Here is a 15,072-nt window from a genome sequence, read left to right on the forward strand (position 1 = left end):
GTTTTCGAACGGGATGGGCGAGCTGCCGCCCCCGACGGCAGTGCGCTTGTGGCCAATCAACGGCGCCTGCCAGTCGATGTGCATCAGATATATGCGTCGCGCGATCACCGGAATACCGCCGTGACCAGCACGATGCAGACCCCGTGAAATTTGCATCAAGGCAGATTTCGCGATCAATTGTTAAGCAATTTTGGCGAGAGATAGAAAATATTATATCCGATGGAATTTGAAGTGGTTGCTAGTTTTTTCGAGTATGACCGGACGCGAGAAACAGAACGTCTTGCTGCAATCGCCGATTATGGCCTGGTCGGATCGTCGTCCGACCCAGAGTTCGATCACATCGTTGAGTTGGCTGCGTCACTATTCGATGTGCCAACCAGCCTCATTTCGATTGTAGAACAGGACAGACAGTTTTTTGCTGCCCGCATCGGCCTTGAGGCGGATGCCACCCCGCGTGATATGTCGTTCTGCGCTCACACCCTTGATCTCGATGGTGCGATGGTTGTCCCAGACGCCTCGCTCGATCCACGTTTCGCGCAAAACCCCCTTGTGCTCGGGCCACCTTATATCCGCTTCTATGCGGGTGCTCCGTTAACTGTAGCCTCGGGCCATACGCTTGGAACTCTCTGCATAATCTCGCCGGAACCTCGCCATTTGGACGCGCATCATGTGCGTCAGCTCGAAGGTCTCGCGCAGGTTCTCGTTGACCGGCTAGAACTTCGCCGCAGCGACTTCCAGCATCAGATCAATGAGAGGCGGCTCGCTCAGCTCGCGCATGTTGATCAGCTTACAGGCCTTCACAATCGGACCCGCTTTCATGAGCTTGCCTCCGGCTTGATCGCAACAACACCCATATCGACCGTGCTGCTCTTCGATCTCGACGGCTTCAAAGACGTCAACGACGTACTAGGCCATGCCACAGGTGACAGCCTTTTAGCTGCTGTCGGAGACCGACTTCGATCGGAAGCCAAGGATGATTATCTTTTGGCCCGTCTTGGCGGCGACGAGTTCGCGCTGCTCATACCCGGTATCGGCGATCCCCGCGAGGCTCACCGCATAGCCATCGACCTGCGCAACGCGTTCCGACGGATATTCATCATTGATGGCGAGGAGCTGCAACTCGATACAAGCGTGGGCATAGCAGTCTCTCCCCATCACGGGAGAACGATCGAAGCCTTACTTATCGCGGCCGATCTTGCTCTCTACCGTGCCAAAAGCCAAGGAGGTGGATCTGTTGGATTTTTCGAACCCCACCTGCGTCATACCGTAGAAACCAGACAGCGACTACAAGGCGAACTTCGCCGCGCCTTCGAAGGGGGAGACTTTGAACTCCTTTATCAGCCGCAGATAGATTTGGTCGAGCAGCGTATTGTTGGTGCCGAGGCACTATTGCGATGGAACCATCGGGATCACGGACAGCTGGCCCCAGCTCAATTTTTAGAGGTTTTGGAACGCATGCCACTAGCGGCAGCTATTGGCACCTGGGTACTGCGTACGGCGATTGCCCAAAGTGCAAAATGGTACGAGCGAGGAATGCCGATCAAGGTCGGAGTAAACTTGTTTCCCGCTCAATTCAAATCAGGCAACCTTGCAGAACGCATTGCCAATAAGCTACACGATTACAAATTACCTGCCGACCTGATAGAGATAGAACTCACAGAGACGGTCGCTATCAAGAATAGCAATATGGTAATTTCTTCCTTACATTCGCTACGCAGGATTGGCGTTGGAATCGCGCTGGATGATTTCGGAACAGGTTATGCGTCACTGAGCCTTTTGAAAGAACTGCCGGCAAACCGACTTAAGATAGACAAAAGCTTTGTTCAGAATATGGAACCGGGGGGCTCAGACGCTATTATTGTTGATGCCATTATTCGGATGGGCGATAGCTTCAAGCTGGATATAATCGCAGAGGGGGTCGAGACAGTCGATCAGCAAGAACGGCTCATCCAGGCAGGCTGCCGTGCGGCGCAGGGGTATCTCTACGGAAAGCCGATGCCCGCGGAACAGCTGACGCAACTGATACAAAATTGGCAATTTCCCCAAAAATTATGCGCCGCGTGATATAGAATTTGCGCAGGAATGGCAGGTTTGGACTGCCTGGGGGCTAGCCGTCGGCACCGTTCAGTTTGGCTAGGCGCAGCCTGACCGCTTTGTGGCGGCCGAGACCTACAAGCAGTCACTCGGAGCTGCGATATCGCCCCTCCCGAAACTGAACCCTCCTTCATCGGAGTTCAGTGCCTTATCAGCGGGTGGAAGAGCAACGGAAAGACAATGGCACGCATTCGACTAGATGGCGACATCCACCGAAGACACAGCTGCTTTGCTTTGGCGTTGAAGAAACTGCCCATCCAAGCCTATCTTGACTGCGCCTGACCGCATCTTCCCAAGCGTGCGCGCCCGCGCCCTCCACACCCATCCCGTCCAGTGTAGGAATGCCCACCGCCGCAGTAAGATTGCCGTCGGATCCGCCGCCGTCCATCGGCACGTCACTACGATCGATGCCGAGCGGCCGGGCCAGACGGGCCGCTTCCGTAAGCAAGGCCGCCACGCCGTCGATCTTCTCATAAGCCGGACGATCGAAATCCCCGATCGGCTCATCGTTGTAGCGGGGCGACCGTCTGCAGCGCCGCCATCGCCCGGCTGATCCGCTCGGCCTCGCCCGCCTTGCTGACCCGCATATCGGCCGAGAACCTGCACTCGCTGGGGATGACGTTCTTACGTTATCGCTAGGGACTGTGGCTTTGCTCCATGCCACGCGCTTTTCGTGCCCAAAACACTGGCCATGCCAACAGGCAAGCTTGCCATGCCGAAGACGACCAAGCGCAGTCCAGTGTTGAAAGAGACCCGAAAACGACATTTGAGCCGGCTCTGGCGCTTCCTGACTTGGGCCGTTGGTTCATGTCACGGGAGCAAGGGTCCAACCGCTTGATTTGGGACAAACCCGTCGGTCCCATGCCACAGGGCGAACGTCTGCTCGTGTCAGAAGCTGACGTTTGGCCCTTGTCCGAGCGGCGTCGCGTTATGACCGGAACTGGCCGATGCCGACCGGCGGGTTTTCGTTGGCAGATTGCGATAGCCGCCGTTGGTTCAGACAGCTTTGGAAGCTGCAGGGTCAAATCATGGCATCCACGTCGCCTTTGCGCCACCCCGAAGCGGGCCGTCCAGTCATGCCCCGACATCGACCTGGATTTGTCACGAACGGACGGCAGCTATTCAAGATCAATAGAGATAAGCTGCCGCTTCGGTCCCGTCCTTGTTCGCTAAATCACGGCAGGACCAGACGGCAAAGCATCAAGCTGGAGGCGCTCTATGCTCCGTCCGAGCGTCAGCCAGGGCTCCCCCGCCGCCACCGAATATCTCGGTTCCGTTTACGAAACTGGCGCGTTCGCCGACAGTTCTCTTCGAATTGGATGCAAGAGGTTAGAGGAAGTGTGATCGGGCAATTGCGCGAAGAGCCATTTGAGACGGGATACCGCGTCAGCTGCAAAGATGGGGTCGGACTTGAGCTTCGCTTGGAACGCCCTCCTGACTGTCGCATTATTACCTAGTAACGCCTCCGCGAGCGGTGCAGCCACGAAGTGTTCGGGGGTGGATGCGGGGGTCAACATCTCCGGGAAGAAGCCCCAGGCAAGGAACGAGTCCGGCGCCTCCGGTTCCAGCAAGGCCGCGGCGAGCAAGCCGAGCGGCTGGTCGGACGGTACGCGGATCGTGCCGGCGGGCAGGGTTTCGGTGACAGCAACGTGATCGAACGACGCCTTGAGCGGAAACCGCCCATCCTGCGCGGGCTGCACCACCGGCGCGCGAAGGCGGACCTGGTCGAGCGCCAGCGAGCGCGGGGCGTCGATCGCCTCGAAACGAATGCCGTGCAGGCGCAACCGATCGAGCACCTCCGCCTGCTCTGCCGGCACCCACCATGCGGTCGGCAGCGTCACCGTCTCGACCGGATCCTGCCCGATGATCGGCATGCGGAATGTAATCGGCTTGCCGGTCCAGCGCTGTTCCAGGCGTCCGCTCGCCGGCGACCGATAGGTCGCGAACGCAATGCCCTTAAAGTCGTCGATCCAGCCGATCGGCGTTGCCGCAGGCTTCCAGCGCGCGAGCATCGTGGCGGGCCGGCTGGCGCGGTCGGTCGCTTTCGCGGCAGTAATCCGGTCGCGATCGGTCGCCGCCAGTTTCAGCGCCGCTTCGAGCAGGACATAGGTGCCGAGCACACGCTGGCGATAGGGTTTGAGCATGTGGTTCTCGACCAGCACGGTCGGCACGCCGATGAAGTCGCCATAGCCGGTCGAATAGCGCGGGCCCTCCGGCGCCTGGCGGATGCCCTTTGCCGGTTCGCGCGTGTCGATCGGGCTGGGATAGAGCGTCGGGATATGGCCGGCGCGCTCCAGCGCGGTGGTCACGGTCGGGCCGAACCGGCCCGTCAGCCAGTCGGCGGTCGCGCGGTGATAGGCGTAGCGCCCCCAGCCGGCATAGGTAAAAGTGATGTCGTACTGCATGTCGAAGCCGTCGCTGACATGGCAATCGACATAGAGGATCGGATCGAGCCGCCGCAGCAACGCGATCATCGCGCGCGTCTCGGGCGCGTCGGCCTTGGCGTAATCGCGGTTGAGGTTGATGCCGCGCGCGGTGGCGACATGGCCCTTCTCCGCAGGGCCGCGCAGCGCCGGGAAGTTCCAGCGGCTCATCGCCTCGTGCCCGTCGATATTGTAGATCGGCACGAACACCAGATCGACCGTGTCGAGCAGACTGTCCTTGCCCCTCAGCGCGATGTCGCGCAGCAGCATCAGCCCGGCGTCCTTGCCATCGATCTCGCCCGAATGGATGCCGGCCTGGATCAGCACCACGGGTTTGTCCGTGCCCCCCTTGCTGGCGCGGACCATCAGCATGTCGCGCCCCTGCGCGGTGCGGCCGAACGTCTCGATGCGGATCAGCGGCGACGCAGCGGCGAGCCGCTCGAGCCAGGCGCGCGTTTCTGCATAACGGGGCGTCGTCGCGAAGCCCGCGCGTTCGCCGGGCGTGATCCACGCATCGGTCGCTGCCGCGACCAGGCGCTCGCTCGCGCCCGACCAGGGCTGCACCGGCGGCAGTACCGCCGCCGGCAGCCCCGGCAGCGGCGCGGTCGATTGCCCAAAGGATGCGGATGCGGCGGACAGGGCGATGATCGCCAGAGGGATAAGACGCATGAAGACTCTTACTCAGAAGCTGGCGCGAAGGCCGATCGTGGCGGTGCGTGGCGCACCCGGCTGCACCCAGACGGGCGAATAGCTGTTGGCGTACCACTGGTCGTCGAGCAGGTTGGCGACGGAGCCGAACAACTGGACGCCGTCGATCAGGTCGGCCTGGCCGAACACGCGGAACAGCGTGTGGGAGGGCAAGGTGAAATCGGTCCCGGTTTCGCCGTTGCGCGCCCCGACATGCTGGACGCCGGCCCCCAACAGCAGGTCGCGCCCGCCCGCCTTGAAACGCTTGGCCGCCTGCAGGTTGAGGTTGTGCTTCGGGATGTTGATCAGCGGATCGCCCGGCTCGATCTGGAACGAGAAGTTCGGGTCGAGCACGCGCGACCGCGCTTCGGCATCGGTATAGGCATAGCTCAGCAGCAGATCGATCCCGCCGGGCAGCCGGCCGTTCAGGTCCGCCTCGATCCCGCGGCTGCGCGCCTTGCCGATCGCCACCGAGAACCCCGGATTGAGCGTGTCGGTGGCCAGCACGTTGGATTTCTCGAGCTGATAGGCCGAGAGCGTGCCGGTCAGCCGGCCGCCGAGCGCAGTCAGCTTCACGCCCGCCTCGATCGACTTGCTCGTTTCGGGTTCGAACACGTTGCCGCCCGCATCCGCACCGATATTGGCGCGGTAGCCCTCCCCGTACGCCGCATAGAGCGACAGCGGGGTGCTGAGCTCGTAGACGATCCCGGCCTGCGGGCTGAAGCGGCTGCGCTTGCGGCGGCCGAGCACATTGGTCAGCCGGTTGTCGACGCGGAGCAGAAAGTTGTCGTAGCGGCCGCCGATGCGCAGTTGCAGCCGATCGGTCAGGCTGATCTGGTCCTGCACATAGGCGCCCATCGTGCGCTGCACGTCGAGCCGGTTGGTGATCGGCGCCGTGACGGGCACCGGATAGCGGCCATAGACCGGGTTTTGCAGGTCGAGCACATAGCCCGCCTGATCGGTCGTGCTCGCCGTCACCACCGGCCCGCGATAGCGCGTGAAGAGCTGGTCGGTATCGAAATAGTCGAAATCGCCGCCGATCAGGACGCGGTGGCGCAGCGACCCCGTGGCAAACTCGCCGGCCAGCTCGGCCCGTAGCACGCTGTGCTCGGACGTGTATTGGCGGGTGCGCCGCTGGCGCGACAGCGACCGGCCGTCGACATAGAGTTTCTGGCGCGAGCGCAGCGTTTCGGCGTCCGACGACGCACCGTCGAGCTGCGTGTCGCGGTGGCTGGCGCCCACCGACAGCGACCATGCACTGCTGAAATCATGTTGGACACGCAACTGGTGCCCGGTCGCGCGCGCCACGGTGTCGCCGTCGCTCGGCTCGCCCAGGAACCGCGAGCGCGGCACCGTGTCGAAATCGCCGTTCAGCACGACGATGCCGCGATCGAACGGCACCTCGACGCGCGTCCATTCGAAATCATAGGTGACGCGCGTGGCGTCGCCCAGCTTGACGCCGATCGACGGGAGGAAGCCCCAGCGCTTCTGCTCCACCGTGTCGCGGAAGGTGCCGCCGCGTTCGGCATAGCCGATCAGCCGCGCCGACAGCGTGTCGGTCAGCGCCAGGTTCGCATCCCCCTCGGCGCGCACGGTATCGAAGCTGCGATATTGCACCGACGCGGTGCCGAAGGTGCGGCCGAGTTCGGCCTGCTTGGTCACCAGGTTGATCGATCCGCCGGGCTCGCCGCGGCCCAACACCGCCGCGGCCGGCCCCTTCAACACCTCGACCCGCTCGATCCCCGCGACGTCGCGCTGCCCGCTGAACCCGCGCCCGGCGTTGAATCCGTTGACCAGATAGCCGCTCGGCAGGTTCTCGTCGCCGGTGAAGCCGCGCACGGCGAAACTGTCCCACAGCCCACCCAGCGTGTTCTGCCGCACCACCGAGGCGTTGAGATCGAGCGCATCGGTCAGGCGCAGGATAGCGTTTTCCTCGATCACCGCGGCGTCGATCGTCGCGATCGCCTGTGGGATTTCCCGCAGCGTGAAGCTGCCGCGATACGGCTGCCGAACGCCGGTGACGGTGATTTCGTCGCTTCCGCGTGCGTCACGCAGCTCTTCATCCGATTGCGCGAACGCGGGCGAGCAGCAAGCGGCCATGGCGAGCGGAAAGGCACCGGCCCGTGCGGAAAGTCGCAAAACATATTCCCTTCAGAGTTGGCGATCGGCGCCGCTCTGGCGCCTCCGATCGGCCCGCCTATGAATGCGATGATGTAACATCGTCAATGATATCTTGTTACATGAAACGGATTCCTGCATTGAGCGCCGGCCAGCAATACCGAGGTACCCGATGCCCCCGATGACCGATCCGATCCTGATCGACGATCTAACACTCGCCTATGGCACGCAGCGCGTGCTGAGCGGGCTGTCGCTACGCGTGCCGGCCGGCAGCATCACCGCCCTATTGGGGGGCAACGGTGCCGGCAAATCGACCACCTTGTCGGCGTTGCTGGGCTTCACGCGCGCACAATCGGGTAGCATCGCGGTATGCGGGATCGACCCGGCGGCCGACCCCGACGGGGCCCGGCGGCACATTGCGTATCTGCCGGAGAATGTGGCGCTGTACGAACATCTCTCGGCCGTAGAAAATGCCGATTATCTGCTCGCGCTCTCCGGTGAGCGCCAGCCGCGCGACGCCATCGTCGAAGGGTTGGCGGCGGCCGGGCTGCAGGAACAGGCATGGGACCAGCGGCTCGGCGGCTTTTCCAAGGGCATGCGCCAGAAAGTGGCGATCGCGGTCGCGCTGTTGCGGCGCGTGCCGGTGTTGCTGCTCGACGAGCCGACATCGGGGCTCGATCCGCGTGCGACCGCGGACTTCAACGCGCTGCTGGTGCAGGTGCGCGCGCGCGGCACGGCGGTGCTGATGGTCACGCACGACCTGCTCTCCGCCGCCGACATTGCCGACCGGATCGCCTTTATCGAGGCAGGCCGAGTGGCGCATGAAGCCTCGGCGAGCGGGGCGGAGCGCTTCGACGTGCGCGCGCTGCACGCCCGCTTCCAGGCCGGCGGCGCGAAGGTGGCGGCATGAGCATCGTGCGCCTGATCGCGCGTGACGAACTGCGGCTGATGGCGCGCAACCGCGTCGCCGTGATCGCCGTCGTGCTGCTCGTGCTGCTGACGCTGGTGGCGGTGGCAAGCTCGTGGGCGCACCAGAACGGTATCGCCGAACTGCGCGGGCGCCATGCGCATGCGGCCGAATCCGCCTTCAAGGCGCAGCCCGACCGACATCCGCACCGCGTCGTCCATTACGGCACCTTCGTCTTCCGGCCGCTGGGGCCGCTCGCCGCTTTCGATCCGGGCGTCGACGCCTTTACCGGCAACAGCATGTTCCTGGAGGGGCACCGACAGAACACCGCCAATTTCGGCGATGCGCGGCAGAGTTCGCTGCTGGTGCGCTTCGGCCAGCTGACGCCCGCCTTCGTGCTGCAGGTGGTGGCGCCGCTGCTGCTGATCTTTCTCGGTTACGGGGCGCTCGCCCGCGAAACCGAACGCGGCACGTTGCGCCTGCTGATGCTGCAGGGCACCAGCCGTGGGCAGGTGGTGCGCGGCAAATTGCTGGCGCTCGGCGCCGTGGCGATGCTTGCCGGCCTGCCGGCGATGATCGGCCTTGTCGGCATCGCAGGTCAGCCGGGCGCACTGGCGCTGCCGATGCTGGCGATTGCGCTTGGTTATGCCGGTTACCTGGCATTGTGGGCGGTGCTGATCCTGCTCGTCTCCACGCTGGTCCGCCGCAGCCGCGACGCCTTGCTGGCGTTGGTGGCATTGTGGGCGGTGGCAGTGATCCTGCTGCCGCGCGTCGCACCCGACGCGGCGAATGCAGCGGTGCCGCTGAGCAACCGGCTGCAGACCGAAGTCGCGGTCGCACGCGACCTGCGCACGATGGGCGATAGCCATAATCCGGACGATCCGCATTTCGCGCAGTTCAAGCAAGCGGCGCTGGATCGCTATGGCGTGGCGACGGTCGAGGATCTGCCGGTCAACTATAAGGGCCTGCTCGCGATCGAGGGCGAGCGGCTGAGCGCCTCGCTGTACGATCGCTATGCCGATGCGAGCTATGCCGCCCAGGCGCGGCAGAACGGGCTGGTCGACTGGGTCGGGCTGCTCAGCCCCACCATCGCGCTGCGGTCGCTGTCGATGGCTGCGGCGGGCACCGATTTCGCAGGGCATCGCCGCTTCCTCGAACAGGCCGAGGCATATCGCTTCGCGCTGGTTCAGCGGCTCAACCGGCTGCAGATGGAAGACGTCAGCTACGCCGACGACGGCGCGACGGACGCCGGCGCAGATCGCCGCAAGCGGATCGCCGCACACAACTGGCAGGCAATGCCCGATTTCCGATTTTCTCCGCCAAGCGGCAGCACCCTGGTCGGCAAGGCGCTGCCCGGACTGGTGATCCTGTTAGGCTGGATGGCGGGCGCACTGGCCTCGCTGGCGTTTGCCAGCCGCCGTCTGGGAGCACGCCGATGATACTGTTTCGCCACGAATGCCGGCTGCTGCTGCGGCAGCGGCTGACCGTCGGTGCCCTGGCGTTGCTGGCGCTGCTGACCATGGCCGCCCTCGCCGGCGGCATGGCCGAAGTCGCCCGCCAGCGCGCTGCGATCGCCGCCATTCCGGCCGCGCACGCGGAGGATATCGGCGCCATCGCCGATTACGTCGATCGCACGAAGGACGCTGGCAGCGCCGCTTATTACAGCTTCCATCCGACCTGGGACGCCCCGGCACCGCTGGCGTTCGCGGCGCTCGGCATGCGCGATATTTCGCCGTACATCCTGCGCGTCCGCGCGCTGGGCCTCGAGGCGCAGATCTATGATGGCGAAACGTTCAATCCCGAGCTCGCGCTGCCGGGGCGCTTCGACTTTGCTTTCGTGCTGGTGTTCCTGGCGCCGCTGTTCGTGATCGCCCTGTTCCACGACCTCGTCTCCGGTGAGCGCGAGGCCGGGCGGCAGCGCATGCTCGAGGCGCTGCCGAACGGAGGGCGGGCATTGTTGCGGCGCCGGATGGCGCTGCGGCTCTTGCTGCTGTGGGGCTTGCTCTGCCTTCCCTTCATGATCGCCGCGGCAAGCGCCGGCGTGGCAGTGTCCGCCGTGCTGATCGTGGTTGCGATTGTCGCCGCCTACCTGCTGTTCTGGGCCGCGCTGGCGGCGTTGGTCGGTCGCCTGCGGTGGAGCTCGGTGGCCAACGCCGCGACGCTGGCCGCCGCATGGCTGGTGCTGGTGCTGATCGTTCCCACGCTCGCCAACGTCGCGATCAACGCGTCGATACCGGTACATCAGGGGGCGGAGATCGCGATGGCGCAGCGCGAGGCGGTGAACGCCGCGTGGGACGTGCCGCGCGAGGCCACGATGCGCCGCTTCTATGCCGATCATCCCGAATGGGCGGACTCGGCGCCGCTCGGCCCCAGATTCCATTACAAATGGTATCTCGCCTTTCATCAGAACGGCGATGCGCGCGTCGCGGACAAGGTGCACGCCTATCGCGCCGGGCTGGAGGCGCGCGATGCCACCGGCCGGTCGCTGGGCTGGGTACTGCCGTCGGTTGGCGTGCAGGCGTTGCTGACGCAGCTGGCGGGCAGCGATCTGGCCGCGCAACTCGCCTATCAGGACCGAATCCGCGCGTTCCACGCGCGGCTGCGGGCTTTCTATTACGGCTATCTTTTCCGCGACCGGCCGTTCGCCAAGGCTGACTTTGACCGCGCGCCCCGCTTCAAGGATGTCCCCCGTGGCTGACAGCAACCAGATGTTCCTCGAGATGTTTTCCGACCGCGCGCGTATCGCGCAGTACGCCGACGGTCCGCGGCGCTTCACGCCACCCCGATATCGAGGTCGACCTCGTCTCCAGCAACCGTATTGTCGATGTCGTCGGTGAAGGGTTCGATGCAGGCGTACGCTATGGCGGCATCGTGCCTGAAGACATGGTCGCGCAGCGTCTTTCCGGCGACCTCAGATGGGTCGTCGCGGGATCCCCACGTTATCTGGACGAGCATGGCACGCCGACCCATCCGGACGAGTTGAAGCAGCACCGATGCCTTGGGGTTCGGCTCGGTGACGACAGCGTCTACCGCTGGGAGTTCGAGGGACCGAAGGGTGACTTCGACGTGCCCAGCAAAAGCGCGATGACCGCCGACGACAGCCGCTCGACCCTGGCAATGGCACTGAACGGTGCAGGTCTGACGTTCGGGCTTGAGCCACTGCTTGCCAAGCATGTCGCCGATGGCAACCTGCCGCTGGTGCTAACCGACTGGGCAACGACGGGGCCGGCCTTCTATCTCTACTATTCCGGACGACGGCAGCTACCAGCAGGATTGCGGGCTCTGCTGGCCATAGCGGGTGAACTAAAGCCCCTCGGCTGATGCATACGCATGTTTCAGGTATTCAGCTCGGCCGTCGCGGCCGCGTTCTAGATCGCACCCTTCGTCGGGTGACTGGCAGGACTCAATGACAGCCATCCAGCGCTGGCCCGCTGCTTCCCCAAACCAGACGCTCGTTCATATTTCGATTTCTCTGGGATTGACCGCAATGTGCCGGTGCACCTTTCAATGGATCCTAGTTAATGCGGCATTGGTTTGGTGAGCAGTCGCCGCTTGGCTGAGCGCTTCGGGCGCTGCCGCACGGTCGTTCAAGCGCATCCATAACGTCGAGGATTCGTCACCCCGCCAGAACTTCCGCGAAAGCCCGCAGCGTCGCGGTGTCATCAGAGAGTGATAGGGACCAATTCTGGCTGAACATGGCCTTCGTCGGCTTCATTGAGGTGCAAGATCGCGAGGTTTCGTTCGTGTTGCTTTCTGTCGATTTTATAGAGGAATAGCAGCCCGATTGCGACGAGCGTCATGCCGATAACCGTCGGCAGATACAGTAGCCCGAGCCCATAGATCATGGTGGGATCCACCGCGCCGGGCTTTGCGTCGCGCGGAAAGGCGATCAGCGAAAGAACGCCGCCGGACACCATTACGCCGAGGCCCGACACTGCCTTCGTGAAGAACTGATCTGCGGAGAAAAGCAGCCCTTCCGATCTCTGGCCGGTGCCGACCGCCACATCCTCGACCACGTCGGCGAGCATCGAATTCATCATCACCGCACTCATCACGTAAAACAGTCCGAGGAAGAAAGCCTCGCTCGCAAGTATGGCAAACAGGGCGTCCGAGCCGTTCCGTGGCATCAGATCCAGCAGTCTGAGGGCGATTGGTATCACCCCATTCAGCAGACCGAGCGTATAACAGGTTATTGTCCCGCGACGCTTGCCCAGTTTGCGGCTGACCAATCCCACTGTTAGCGCGCCGCAAAGTGCCCCGGCGGCGCCAAGCGTGGCCATGAGCGACAGTTGGGCTTGCGACAACTCCCAGAAGTACAATCCGAAGTAGAGATCCAGCCCGGTCTTCGCCCCGGCGGCCACCGACTGGAACCCCCCTACCCCTAGCATCACGAGCGCAGACCGGTTTCGCAGGATGCCCCGCGTATCGGCCCAGAATGTCCCCCCGGACCGGCCCTGCGGGGTCGGACGCCGTAAAAAGGGAATGAAGCGGTGCGTCGCTGCGGCCGAGATCAAGATCACCGCGAACATGATCAACGACATTGTTAACGAGAAGCCGAAATAGCCAGCGCTCTCCGTCGCACCACCCGATCCGTCCGGCCGCTCGCGCATGAAGACCTCAAGACCGAGAACCGTTACCAGGAGTCCGGCGATGGTCCGGAAGAAAATGCGGAAATTCACGATCCGCGTCCGGCCATCATAGTCCTCTACGAGTTCGGGCGCGAGCGCGGCAGAGGGGAGTTCGAAGAAGGTGTCGGCAACGCGGATCAGCAGCAGGCAACCGAACAGCCAGGCCAGCAGCACATTGTCGGCCAGACCGCCCGGGGGGTTCCAGAGCAGGAAAAACCCGACTGCCAGCGGGGCGGCCGAAAGATACATGAACGGGTGCCGCCGCCCCCATGGCGAGCGAAAGCGGTCCGACAGATGGCCTACGACAGGATCGCAGATCGCGTCGAAGACGAGAATCACCGTGATGACCACGGAGACGCTGGTCGGCGACAAACCCAGCACTTGGTTATAGTATAGCAGGAGGAACGCGCTCAGCGCGCGCATTTTGATACCGCTCGAGACGGCACCCAGCCCGTAAAGAGCCTGCGTGATGAAACCGGCGGTCGGTCTTTCGCCGGCGCGCGAGGCTTCAGAGTTCGACATCGAGCAGCCTGACATATTGCTGGCCGCCGTGCATATCCCGTTCCATTGTTCCCCCTTGCGGCGTGGCTCGGGGGTAGGAGAATTTCAGCACCGAGAGATCGGTTACCATGAAGCGCTTCATCCGTACGGGATCGACGCCGAACATCGCGGCGACGGCCGAACTCGTGAGCGACGGCGCATCCGAGTAGCGCGCGAAGGTCTCGGCATCGGGAAAGAAAAGATCGACGGTAATCCAAAAGGGACCGGCATTCTTCGAACGGACGTGCGAGCAGACGTCATTCAGCTTCGGCATGACTCACCTCTTCCGTGGCAGGATATCGGATCCGCACGAGCTCCAGCGGGTCGTTAACTCTAACCACGTGATTCAACCTGAACTCGTAGACCTGCCCCCGCTCTATCTCGGCAGGGGAGAACGGAAACGCGTAGCTCGGCAATTCCTGGTCGAGGTTGAGCGGCATGTGGAAGAAGGCGGGGTTGCATGTCTTGGCGATCTGGGTCGCCAGCTGCTGCGTCGCCGCGGTTGCAACGAACATCAGGCCGATCTCGCGCGGCGCTGGCGCTGCCGCCTCCACCGCATCCCCCGTTACGCCGTTCCAACCATAAGCTCGAAGGGACACATCATAATCGCCGAGACGGGGGCCGATCGTCGCCTGCAGCCGCGATCGAAAGAACTCCTCCATCTGCGTGAGGAAGCGCGGGATCTCGGCCAACACGCCGCGGTCCTGGATTCCGACCAGCATGATGGTCTGAAACGGCCCACCGGATGCGCCCTCCAGTTTCATCGTGTAGGGCGCGGACTCGAAAACGGAACCCGACACCCGCACGATCCGATTGTCCAGGGCATCGTAGCGCGCCGTGCCCACGTCCAGGACGCCGCCGGGTTCGGTGAGCCGGAACGGATCACTGTTCTCGTAAAGCATGTGAGCCGATACCGTCGTCGTGGTGCACGCATTGCTCATGGCCAGCGGCTCGACGTCGAAATGGTCGGCGCCGACCCGGACGATGACGCCGCCGTCACGGGATCGAACCGTGCAGAGCCCGCCACATTCCGAAGTCTTGCCGGCATGCCAGGCCGCACCCGCGCCGGCGCCCATCATCAACGGGACCGCGGCGATGACGGCGGTGTCGGTCGTCCGCCCGCCAAGGACGATGTCGGCACCCCCGCGTAGCGCTTCGATATACGGTTCCGGACCCATAAGGGCGACGATGTGGTCGCACGCTGCGAAGACGCCGGGCAAAATCTCCCCGACCGGTTCCAGCGGCATGATTGCTCCCGCCGCAGCACGCTCCTCGAGCAATGACGCCTTCTGTTCCGAATAGAGCAACGCGATGCTGGGGCTCAGCCCATTCTCGCGCGCTATCTCGACGGCGATGTCGTGCATCCAGTCGAGCGCCATGTCGCACCCGCTGGTGCCGCACGAACCGATCAGCAGCGGGATGCCGGCGTCGGCTTGCGCTCGCATCAGGATGGCAAGATCCGTCTTGACTGCATCACGCGAGTATTTGGACTTGCCCGTCGCAAGATACGCCGGCCCGCTGTCGGTGGAACCGGCGTCGCACGCGATCGCGTGCGCGCCCAACGCTATGCCGCGCGCGACGTCCGGCGCACGCACGCCGGCCCCAAGAGCACCGACCGGCACGATCACGTTGCAGGTGCGTCCAGGTGCCAGAGTCATGGTCGCTTCCTGACGGG

At 63.7% G+C, this 15,072-nt stretch carries 10 protein-coding genes; 5 read left to right on the forward strand and 5 right to left on the reverse strand.

The features are described from left to right. Positions 1–219 precede the first annotated feature (219 nt). Positions 220–2,064: a putative bifunctional diguanylate cyclase/phosphodiesterase gene (locus tag NV401_RS12150; protein WP_261294697.1), complete on the forward strand. Its 1,845-nt coding sequence runs from the start codon at positions 220–222 to the stop codon at positions 2,062–2,064. Positions 2,065–3,371: 1,307 nt separating this feature from the next. Here the strand turns inward: NV401_RS12150 and NV401_RS12155 are convergent. After that, positions 3,372–5,186 carry a M14 family metallopeptidase gene (locus tag NV401_RS12155; RefSeq protein ID WP_261294698.1) on the reverse strand — a complete coding sequence of 605 codons (1,815 nt, stop codon included), beginning with the start codon at positions 5,184–5,186 and terminating at the stop codon, positions 3,372–3,374. 12 nt (positions 5,187–5,198) lie between these two features. Beyond that, positions 5,199–7,304, reverse strand: coding sequence for a TonB-dependent siderophore receptor (locus NV401_RS12160; RefSeq protein ID WP_261294735.1), 2,106 nt, complete (start codon positions 7,302–7,304; stop codon positions 5,199–5,201). Positions 7,305–7,494: 190 nt separating this feature from the next. Between NV401_RS12160 and NV401_RS12165 the strand changes: the two genes are divergently transcribed. Genes NV401_RS12165 through NV401_RS12180 form a run of 4 tightly spaced genes read left to right on the forward strand, consistent with a single transcriptional unit; the run spans position 7,495 to position 11,550 of the window. Continuing rightward, positions 7,495–8,232: an ABC transporter ATP-binding protein gene (locus NV401_RS12165; protein ID WP_261294699.1), complete on the forward strand. Its 738-nt coding sequence runs from the start codon at positions 7,495–7,497 to the stop codon at positions 8,230–8,232. Beyond that, positions 8,229–9,668 carry an ABC transporter permease gene (locus NV401_RS12170; RefSeq protein WP_261294700.1) on the forward strand — a complete coding sequence of 480 codons (1,440 nt, stop codon included), beginning with the start codon at positions 8,229–8,231 and terminating at the stop codon, positions 9,666–9,668. The genes NV401_RS12165 and NV401_RS12170 overlap by 4 nt, the downstream gene beginning before the upstream one ends. Next, positions 9,665–10,927 (forward strand): DUF3526 domain-containing protein, encoded by a 1,263-nt coding sequence (locus tag NV401_RS12175; RefSeq protein WP_261294701.1) that lies wholly within the window; start codon positions 9,665–9,667, stop codon positions 10,925–10,927. The genes NV401_RS12170 and NV401_RS12175 overlap by 4 nt, the downstream gene beginning before the upstream one ends. Beyond that, positions 10,924–11,550 (forward strand): LysR substrate-binding domain-containing protein, encoded by a 627-nt coding sequence (locus NV401_RS12180; RefSeq protein ID WP_261294736.1) that lies wholly within the window; start codon positions 10,924–10,926, stop codon positions 11,548–11,550. The genes NV401_RS12175 and NV401_RS12180 overlap by 4 nt, the downstream gene beginning before the upstream one ends. A 341-nt stretch (positions 11,551–11,891) precedes the next feature. On the opposite strand, the gene NV401_RS12185 is transcribed toward NV401_RS12180, so the two are convergent. From NV401_RS12185 to NV401_RS12195, 3 genes are read right to left on the reverse strand one after another with little or no spacing between them, the layout of a single operon-like run. Next, positions 11,892–13,379 carry an MFS transporter gene (locus tag NV401_RS12185; RefSeq protein ID WP_261294702.1) on the reverse strand — a complete coding sequence of 496 codons (1,488 nt, stop codon included), beginning with the start codon at positions 13,377–13,379 and terminating at the stop codon, positions 11,892–11,894. Continuing rightward, positions 13,366–13,671 (reverse strand): DUF4387 domain-containing protein, encoded by a 306-nt coding sequence (locus NV401_RS12190; RefSeq protein WP_261294703.1) that lies wholly within the window; start codon positions 13,669–13,671, stop codon positions 13,366–13,368. Before NV401_RS12190 ends, NV401_RS12185 begins: the two co-directional genes overlap by 14 nt. Next, positions 13,655–15,055, reverse strand: coding sequence for a DUF1446 domain-containing protein (locus NV401_RS12195; RefSeq protein ID WP_261294704.1), 1,401 nt, complete (start codon positions 15,053–15,055; stop codon positions 13,655–13,657). Before NV401_RS12195 ends, NV401_RS12190 begins: the two co-directional genes overlap by 17 nt. Positions 15,056–15,072: the final 17 nt, after the last annotated feature.

It is taken from the genome of Sphingomonas hylomeconis (assembly GCF_025370105.1).
Classification (GTDB): domain Bacteria; phylum Pseudomonadota; class Alphaproteobacteria; order Sphingomonadales; family Sphingomonadaceae; genus Sphingomonas; species Sphingomonas hylomeconis.

What these genes read in the sequence shown, in the direction of transcription:
- NV401_RS12150 (WP_261294697.1), top strand. Translation starts at nt 220, where the DNA reads ATGGAATTTGAAGTGGTTGCTAGTTTTTTCGAGTATGACCGGACGCGA.
- NV401_RS12155 (WP_261294698.1), bottom strand. Translation starts at nt 5,186, where the DNA reads ATGCGTCTTATCCCTCTGGCGATCATCGCCCTGTCCGCCGCATCCGCA.
- NV401_RS12160 (WP_261294735.1), bottom strand. Translation starts at nt 7,304, where the DNA reads ATGGCCGCTTGCTGCTCGCCCGCGTTCGCGCAATCGGATGAAGAGCTG.
- NV401_RS12165 (WP_261294699.1), top strand. Translation starts at nt 7,495, where the DNA reads ATGCCCCCGATGACCGATCCGATCCTGATCGACGATCTAACACTCGCC.
- NV401_RS12170 (WP_261294700.1), top strand. Translation starts at nt 8,229, where the DNA reads ATGAGCATCGTGCGCCTGATCGCGCGTGACGAACTGCGGCTGATGGCG.
- NV401_RS12175 (WP_261294701.1), top strand. Translation starts at nt 9,665, where the DNA reads ATGATACTGTTTCGCCACGAATGCCGGCTGCTGCTGCGGCAGCGGCTG.
- NV401_RS12185 (WP_261294702.1), bottom strand. Translation starts at nt 13,379, where the DNA reads ATGTCGAACTCTGAAGCCTCGCGCGCCGGCGAAAGACCGACCGCCGGT.
- NV401_RS12190 (WP_261294703.1), bottom strand. Translation starts at nt 13,671, where the DNA reads ATGCCGAAGCTGAATGACGTCTGCTCGCACGTCCGTTCGAAGAATGCC.
- NV401_RS12195 (WP_261294704.1), bottom strand. Translation starts at nt 15,055, where the DNA reads ATGACTCTGGCACCTGGACGCACCTGCAACGTGATCGTGCCGGTCGGT.